Raw genomic sequence first — 8,619 nt, 5'->3', positions numbered from 1 at the left:
CATTTTCTACTTTCTTTCGAACGCTACACCGAACAGCGACAGCTCAAGCTTCTGGCGCTTGTCGACTCAAATACCCAAAACTCGAGCGTACACGCATCAATTACTCCGGAGAACACACCTCCTCGGTCGAACACGCCTCGAGTATGACTCGAGACGATCATTTCCGTACGGAACCTGCGCCAGAGATCCTGTGATCAGCAGAAACCGATTCAGAATCTCCGCTATTGATTGCACCGAAACCGTTTGCTTCGAGAATGTACGATTACGCAACTGATAAAATCATGTACACTTATTGAGTGATAATTTCGATGCTCGTCTATGCACCGACGGAAACTGCTAGCGGGGAGCGGAGTAACACTGACGACGATCATCGCGGGCTGTACAGGCGATGCGGACGACGAGGACGGCAACGAAACCGAGAACGGCGACGGCGAGGGCCCGGCGGAGGACACGCCGGAACCCGACGATAATGGAGAAGACGATACCGACGAAGCGAACGAGGAGGACGAACAACCGCGCTCGGACGACCAACTCCTCTCTCTCGTCGACACCCTCGAGGACGACGAACCGCTGTTCGATCCGGACACCCGTTCGTTCGACGGCTCTGGCCAGACCGTGACCGACGAGTTCTCCCTCGAGGCTGGCCTGACCGCAGTTACGTTCGACCATTCCGGCGAGGGGTATTTCGTGATCACTCTCGAGGGACAGGAAGAAACGCTACTCGTCAACGAAGTCGGCGACGTAACTGGCGCGGCGGCGATCCCTACCGAGGCCGGAGACTATACGCTCGAGGTCGAAGCCGACGGGGAGTGGGAGATCCACGTAGGGGAACCGATCTCGCCGGAGGACGAACTCCGAGCGATCCCCGTGCAAGCCAGTGGGACGGGCGATGCCGTCGTGGGACCGGTCAAGATCGAGGACGACGTAACGGTCGAGGGCGAACACACTGAAGACGGCACCTTCATCGTCACGATGTACGACGAAAGCGACAGCGCTGGAGTCGATGCCGGTGAGACAGTGTTTAGCCAGATCGAAGCGTTCGAGGGTGAGACTCGAGCGACCCATCCCGGGGTGATCTGGATCGACGTCGTCGCCGACGGCGAGTGGTCGCTCGCGCTCGAATAACAATTAGATCAGTCGAATCCATCTCTTTCCGATAACTGACCGACTGAAATCACCGCCGAACTTCTGTCCGCGTGTCTCGAACCTACTCCTCGAACAGGCCGTCGACGACGACGTCGATCAGTGCATCTCGAGCATCGTCGTACTCACACGTTTCGGAGCCCGACGACAGGTTTTTCGCTCGTGTCGAGAAAACCAGCATTCGGAAGAGTTCGTCTACCAACACCTCGTCGTCGAATTTGAACGAGTCGAGTTCAGTCCACTCGGAGATCGAACTGAAGATATTGTTCTCGAGCTTTTCGACGAGAGCCTCCCGGTTCGACGTCGAGAGCTGGGACTGGAACGTTCGCAGTTCGTCGCCGACGATGAGGTTCTTGATGATCGGATTCGATTCGACCTCTTCGAACGTTCGCTTGAGGTTGATCCGCACCTGCTCTCGAGGATCGGCCGCGTTCTCGACCTGTTCCTCGAGGTCTTCGTTGAACCGTTCGACTTCTGTGAGCAGGACTTCGCCGTAGAGGACCTCTTTCGAGTCAAAGAACTGGTAGAAGGTGCTGGTGCCGATATTGACCTCGTCGGTGATATCCTTGATGCGGGTCCGTTCTAACCCATACTGAATGAATAGCTCGCGCCCCGAACTGATCAGCTCTCCCCTGATTCGTTCGCGTTCCTCGTCACTGAATCCCTTCATTTGTGCCTCTGATACTGGTGGATTTGGTGAACAGCCATATATCAATTCTCACTCCGTTCCTGCCCGATACGACGGCACCCATCGGTCTCCCGCCGGGCCCGAACGGATTTCGGCCGGCTGGCACCGTCGGTAGGTGTCCGGAATCGGGTGCCCATTCCGTCGTCGCTGGCTTCCCGTCGATAAATTCGTGTCATACGTCCACACCCACCATTAGGAACTCAAAAATGAAAATCTTTTTTATTCGTGTATTCCCAATAGTCACTATGAGCGATACGAACGGCGTCGGTTACTCCCTCCGTACAACGCGACGGCTTCAGCGTTCTGTCGGCCGTCGACTGGATCCGCGACAACGGTTTCGGCCAGCACAACTGTCGGGTGATCGGCCGTGAAGCTCCGATCCGTCGGAGCCGCCTCGATGGTCTTGCTGTTGGTCACATCCGGCGTGTTCGTCGCCGGCGTCGATTTGGCCCAGGCCCAGGAGGACGGTGAGGAGGACGAAGTCACGGTAGAGGAACTCCAGCAACAACTGGAGTTCCAACAACAGCAGATCAACCAGATGCAAGAACAGAGTCCGCCGCCCGCTCGTGGTGAGCCGGACCTGAACCTTCGCGTCCCGAATCCGACCGTCCAGACCGGCGAAACCAACGAGGTCAACGTACAGGTGACCAACGACGGCGACTTCGAATCCGGCGTAGACGAGATGCGCGACGCCGTGACGACCGCTCGAAACGTCGAGATCGAAGCCGACGCGGACGATACGCCACTCGAGGTGCGAAGCGGAACGATGTCCGTCGGAACCGTCTCCGACGCACAGCCCAACGAAGCGCCGATCGCGATCGACGTTCCCGAGGATGTCGACGCGGGAACGTACTCGATCGACGTCGACGTCTCGTACATGTACACGGAGCGCTCGACCTCGAGTAGCAACGTCTACGAGGAGTCCGAAACGGAGACGATGTCGATCGATGTCGTTGTCGACGACGACGCGCAGTTCGACATCGTCGAGACGAGAACGGACGCCCAGATCGGCGATTCGGGAACCCTCGAGGCCGATGTCGAAAACACGGGCAACGAAACGGCGACGGACATCAACGTCGCCCTCGAGACGATGAGCGGCGGATTCATGTTCGGGAGCGCAGAGCACGAGACGGCCACGGAGGCAGATAGCGCCTGGATCGACGAACTCGAGCCGAACGAGACGGCGACGGTTTCCTACGACGTCTCGGTGATGCCGGATACGTCCGAACGCCAGTACATGCTGGATGGAACCGTGGCGTTCAAAACCGCCGATGGCTACGACCGCGTCGACGAGAGTCCGGCGGTCGGCGTGATACCGCAGGCCGAACAGCAGTTCACCATCGATACCATCGAATCTACCCTCTACGTCGGCGAAGACGGCAATATCCGGGGCGTGGTCACGAACGACGGGCCGGCCGACGCTGAAAACGTCGTCGTGCAGTTTACCGAGGAGTCACAGACGATCGTTCCGATCGAGCGAAGCGTTGCCGTCGGAACGCTCGGCGCGGGAGAGTCCGAATCCTTCGAACTCCCGCTCGACGTGAGCGGACAGGCGGAACCGATCGATAGAGCGATCGATCTCGGCGTCCAGTACCGCAATGCCGACTTTGAGCAACGGATGTATCAGGATCTCGAGGTCGTCACGCCGGTACACGAACAGCGAGACCAGTTCGAGGTCGAGGTCCTCGACCGCGAAATCGGTGCCGGCGACGAGAAACACGTCGACGTCGAGGTGACGAACAACTTAGACGAGACGGTGACGGACGTCGAGGCGAGCCTGTTCGCCGACGATCCGCTCGATAGCGACGACGACGAGGCGTTCGTCGAAACGCTCGAGGCGGGCGAATCCGTGACGATGACGTTCGATCTCGAGGCGGACGACGAGGCGACGGCCAAGACGTATCCGATCTCGTTTGACTTCCGATACGATGATGAGAGTGGGAACAGCCAACTCTCCGACACCACTCGCGTTGCGATCGATGTCGGTGAAGGAAGCGGCGGACTTCCGGTTGGAATCATCGCCGTCGTGACCCTCATCGGAGTCGGTGCGGGTGCGTACGTCTATCAGAGGAGCTAGATGACGGGGCTTGGTGAGCGAATCGAAGCGGGGACCAAACGGCTCAACGAGACGATCGTCTCTCGGCCTCGGACGGTTATTCTCGCGTTCCTGGTTCTCACCGCGATGTTTGCGGGTGGCATGACCGCCATCGAGACCGAAACCGATGCGACGGAGGGCTTTACCGAGGATCTCGAGGAGCAGGAGGCCCTCGATGCGATCGATAAGGAGTTCGAAGGGCCGTTTGCGGTCGACGAGGAAACCACCCAACTCGTCCACACCGGCTCCGACGTCCTGACTCGCGAAGAGTTACTCGCTAGCTTGCAGATCATCGAGGAAATAGAAGCGCAACCGGAGCTTCGCATGGAGTCGGCAAACGGCCCAGCGCCGGCCGTTGCTCAGGCGCTCGAGGAGGATGCACACACAGCCGCCCAACAGCGTCAGGTTATCGAAAGCGCGACGAACACTGAAATCGATCGTGCGATTCAGGCGATCGCCGACGATCCGGCGTTTGCAGGTGTCGTTTCCGATGATCTCAACGAAAACGAGGGGTCGGCCTCGGCGTCGATAACCGTCGTCTCTCACGACGTTCCACAGGAGTTCGATGACGATGACCTCGCGGAAGTCCAAACGTCCGTCCAGGAGATCGCCGACGAGGAGTCGGCTGATGTCATCGCCTTCGGTGGCGGCGTCGTCGCCGAGGAGTTCGAGAACGTCATTGGCGACTCGCTGGCGATCGTGATGCCCGTCGTCGTCGTCCTCTTGCTCGCGTTCCTCGTCGCGGCCTACAGGGATCCGATCGACCTCTCTCTGGGGCTTCTCTCCCTCTTGCTGACGATCGTCTGGACGTTCGGATTTCTCGGCTTCTCGGGGATTCCCTTCGATCAGCAGCTGATCGCCGTTCCAGTGTTGTTGCTCGCGGTCGGGGTCGACTTCGGGATACACATCATCAACCGGTACCGAGAGGAGACGATTCAGGGCTACGAACCGTTGACGGCGATGCGGACCGCGAACAACCAGCTCATGATCGCGTTCGTCATCGTGACGGTGACGACCGTCTTCGGGTTCGGCGCGAACGTCGTTTCGGATCTCGATCCGATTCGAAACATGGGGATCGTCTCATCGGTTGGAATCATCTTTACCTTCCTCATCTTCGGGATCTTCCTTCCGGCGGCGAAACTCGAGGTGGACGAACTCCGGGAACGACACGGTGTTCCCGAGTTCAACTCCTCGCCGATCGCATCGGAGGACTCCTCGCTCGGCCGGTTGTTGTCTGTCCCGGCGACTGCGAGCCAGCACGCGCCGACGCTGTTGGTGATCGCCCTGCTCGTTTTCAGCGGCGGTATGGGCGTCTACGGAATGGGCGTCGATACGTCGTTCGACGAAGAAGACTTCCTGCCGCCCGAGGAAGAAGCCTGGTACGTCGAACACGTCCCGGAACCGTTTGCACCGGAGGAGTACACGGTCACACAGACGATCAACGTCCTCGAGGACCGCTTCGACGCCGACCAGGACGAAACGGTCACGCTGTACGTCGAGGGGTCGTTCGAAGAGGACCACGCGCTCGAGTCGCTGGTCAGTCCCAACGAGGATCCGCCCGACAGTTTTGCTGTCGGCCCGGGTGGCCAAACTGATGAACAGAGCATCGTGACGGTCATCCAGTCCTACGCCGAGGAGGACGAGGAATTCGGCGCTCTCGTCGACAGGAACGACGCGAGCGGCAACGGGATTCCGGATCAGAACCTCGATCGTATCTACGACGAACTGTTCGCCTCGCCGGCCGGACCACAGGCGGAGCAGTACCTCACTGAGGATCGCCGTGGTGCCCAGGTCGAGTACGTGATCGACGCCGAAGCGTCCCAGGAAGAAGCGGCCGCCGACGGCGAGGAGTTCGCAGAAGAATTCCGCTACGCCGCGACCGCAACCGGAATGATCGTCATCTTCGACGCGATCACCGGGATGATCTTCGATTCGGCGGTCCAGGGCCTGATCGTTGCGCTGGCCCTGTCGGCGGTGTTCCTCGTGATCGCGTACTGGATTCTCGAGCGAAAGCCGCTCCTGGGTATCGTCAACGTGTTCCCGATCGCGATCGCTGTCGCCTTCCTGATCGGGACGATGCGGTTGTTGGGCATGCCGTTGAACGCGTTGACGGCGACGATCCTGTCGATTTCTATCGGGCTCGGGATCGCCTACTCCGTCCACACGACGGCGCGATTCATCGACGAGTACGATGCTCACGGCGACACGCTCGAGGCACTGACGACGACGTTGTCGGGAACCGGCGGCGCACTCGCCGGCAGCATGCTCACGACGTCGCTCGGAACGGGGGCGCTTGCGCTTGCCATCACTCCCGTATTAGGCGACTTCGGGCTGTTGATGGCGTTGAGCGTGTTCTACTCGTTCGTCGCGGCCGTCGTCGCGCTCCCGCCCGCGTTCTTCCTCTGGGCGCGAGTCGACGACAGGGAGACGAGTCTCACGGGGCTTCTTCCCGGCTTCTAGTCCGGTGGCTCCGTTGAGACGCGCGGATTTTCCGACCGACGACGTTCTCGTTCGGTGGTTCGGTCCGACGTTCGACACCAGAGCGTCGGTGGCGAACTCATCGTCGTCAGCTGGGTCGTCTCGTGCCCGCACCTGTCGATCAGCGGGTCGACAGTTACGGAAGCGTCTTCGTGTCTCGTCGATCGCTGTTTCGGATTGCCGGTTAACAACGTCTTTCCTTTCGGAGAGCGAGCTGACGGTTCCCCGTCTCGAGCGATCGGTGTAACTTCCGGCGATCGCAACAGTACTGATTACCGAATCTAATTTCCCATCGTGTCGGTAGCGAAGGTTGATAGCATTGAGCGCCCTAGAAGAACATGCGTCGGGGGAGAACCACCGTTTCGACGGCTCGATCACCATTCGACACCTCTCCTCCGGCGCACGTTGTCAACAAAAGGGCCCGACACAGGCCCTTTCGACAGCGTTGTTGATCGGTTCGTTCCTCGAGTGCGCTACACAGTAACGCCGGTGACTTACAACGCAAATAATGACAGTCAATATTTCAATTACAATTCGACTGTAGTAGCGAAAACGGTCTTAGCGCTACCCCTGAGTGGGTTTCGCTATCGCAAACGAATCAACGAAGTTGAAATTCACGGAAATCGCGCTAACCCGGATACACTCACTCGGAGGGTCGGCATCCTTTATTCGAAACCTCGGCCATGGACTGGATGCAGTAACATGAACGTACGCTCCACACTACTGGTCGTGCTCACCGTGACGATGCTCGTTTGCTCGAGTTTCGCGATGGGTGCGGCTGCAACGTCGTCGGACGCAAGTATCGCGACGCTTCAGGACGACCCAGCTGACGATGATGAATTGGACGACGACATCGACGACGAAGCTGAAGATGACGAGGCCGATGACGGAATCGGCGACGACGAAGCAGAAGATGACGAAGCCGATGACGGCATCGGCGACGATGAAGCCGAAGATGACGAAGCCGATGACGGCATCGGCGACGATGAAGCCGAAGATGACGAAGCCGATGACGGCATCGGCGACGACGAAGCAGAAGATGACGACGCTGGCATGGACGACGAAGCAGAAGATGACGGGATGGACGATGACGAAGCAGGCGATGATGCCGGCGTAGACGATGGAGCGGATGACGAGGAAGACGACGAGACGCCTGGCTTTGGCGTCGCCGTTGCACTCGTCGCAGTCCTCGGTGCTGCGCTGTTCGCAGCCCGATCGCAGAACTAACTGTCTGGGCTCTGCGGACCGTTTCACCCAGCATTTCTCACCGTCGCTTTTTTCGGACCGCTCCGAATACCTCGAGTTGCTTCACCGTCGGTTTGACGACGCAACCAAAGCGATGTTTGAGACGCGCTTCGACACGATTTACGACCGCGCGGGAAGTGCCACCAATCGAAGTCAAACATCAACTATCCTCCCCAGCGCACACCTACCGGGGACATCACGGGCCTTTCTCGCCGCAAGATATTCTGGTTCTAACATGAACTGCTCGAGACGACAACACTCATTATCTCCGATTGTGTGAAAACGCCTATACTGGCATCACGGGCACTTCGACGGGGCGGTCGCAACGAGACCGGCCACGAGACCGCGACGGGAATCCGAGTGACGGTTGCTGTCACCAAACCCGATAGGAATCCATGAACCGTCCACGCACGAACCGGTGGAAGACGCGACTCGCGGCGTTCGTCACGATCGCGATCGTCTCGATGGCGAGCGTCGCAATGATCGTCGCCGTCATCGTCTCTGCCGTCATCGCAACGGCGATTCAGTACGCTCGAGCGAAGCTCCGAACCCGAAGCTCTCGCTCCGAACGCGAACCACCAGCGGGCTTCGAAGAGCGCTGAGGCGGTCTCGAGATGGACTCCGTTCTCCCTTGGGGCTGTTTCCGCCCGAACCACTCGATTCGATCTCGGCGTGTCGGACGGATCCGTGAATTGTGCTGATTCGGGACGTCGTTTTGGCTCGAACATTGCGCTGGTGAGAGACGTTGCTCTCGCTCACGGAACTGTTCTGTCACCGTAGATACTGGAGGGGTTGGTCGAGTCGGCAACTGCTCGAGACGAACGGTGTCGCTCACTTGGAGCAGAACCTCGAAACGATGATCTCCGAATGGAACTCTCAGTCGTCTGCGGCCGCCGCCTCGACCTCGCCCGCGGCGCTGGCTCGCTCCTGGTCCTCGAGGTACTCGTCGACGTCGAGTGCGGCTTTCGAG

The 8,619-nt window shown here is 59.3% G+C and carries 6 protein-coding genes; 5 read left to right on the top strand and 1 reads right to left on the bottom strand.

Annotated elements, in window-relative coordinates; translation table 11 throughout:
• The first annotated feature begins 318 nt into the window (after window positions 1–318).
• Complete coding sequence (locus QNM96_RS22750; protein WP_283839094.1) at window positions 319–1,125, top strand: cell surface glycoprotein; 807 nt, start codon at window positions 319–321, stop codon at window positions 1,123–1,125.
• 82 nt (window positions 1,126–1,207) lie between these two features.
• Here the strand turns inward: QNM96_RS22750 and QNM96_RS22745 are convergent, their stop codons facing one another.
• Window positions 1,208–1,813 (bottom strand): TetR/AcrR family transcriptional regulator, encoded by a 606-nt coding sequence (locus QNM96_RS22745; protein ID WP_283839093.1) that lies wholly within the window; start codon window positions 1,811–1,813, stop codon window positions 1,208–1,210.
• Window positions 1,814–2,198: 385 nt separating this feature from the next.
• Here QNM96_RS22745 and QNM96_RS22740 point away from each other — a divergent pair, with 385 nt between their 5' ends.
• The 4 genes from QNM96_RS22740 to QNM96_RS22725 all read left to right on the top strand — a co-directional run bounded on the left by QNM96_RS22740 (window position 2,199) and on the right by QNM96_RS22725 (window position 8,251).
• The gene (locus QNM96_RS22740) at window positions 2,199–3,908 is read left to right on the top strand and encodes an exo-alpha-sialidase (protein ID WP_283839092.1); all 1,710 of its coding nucleotides are present in this window, start codon (window positions 2,199–2,201) and stop codon (window positions 3,906–3,908) included.
• Window positions 3,909–6,386, top strand: coding sequence for an MMPL family transporter (locus QNM96_RS22735; protein ID WP_283839091.1), 2,478 nt, complete (start codon window positions 3,909–3,911; stop codon window positions 6,384–6,386).
• A gap of 720 nt (window positions 6,387–7,106) precedes the next feature.
• Window positions 7,107–7,631 (top strand): PGF-CTERM sorting domain-containing protein, encoded by a 525-nt coding sequence (locus QNM96_RS22730; protein WP_283839090.1) that lies wholly within the window; start codon window positions 7,107–7,109, stop codon window positions 7,629–7,631.
• Between the two features lie 413 nt (window positions 7,632–8,044).
• Window positions 8,045–8,251: a hypothetical protein gene (locus tag QNM96_RS22725; protein ID WP_283839089.1), complete on the top strand. Its 207-nt coding sequence runs from the start codon at window positions 8,045–8,047 to the stop codon at window positions 8,249–8,251.
• Window positions 8,252–8,619: the final 368 nt, after the last annotated feature.

Source organism: Halostagnicola sp. A-GB9-2, from assembly GCF_030068615.1.
Classification (GTDB): Archaea; Halobacteriota; Halobacteria; order Halobacteriales; family Natrialbaceae; genus Halostagnicola.
The sequence above is the reverse complement of the archived record's forward strand: the minus strand, read 5'-3'. Positions and strand labels throughout refer to the sequence as shown.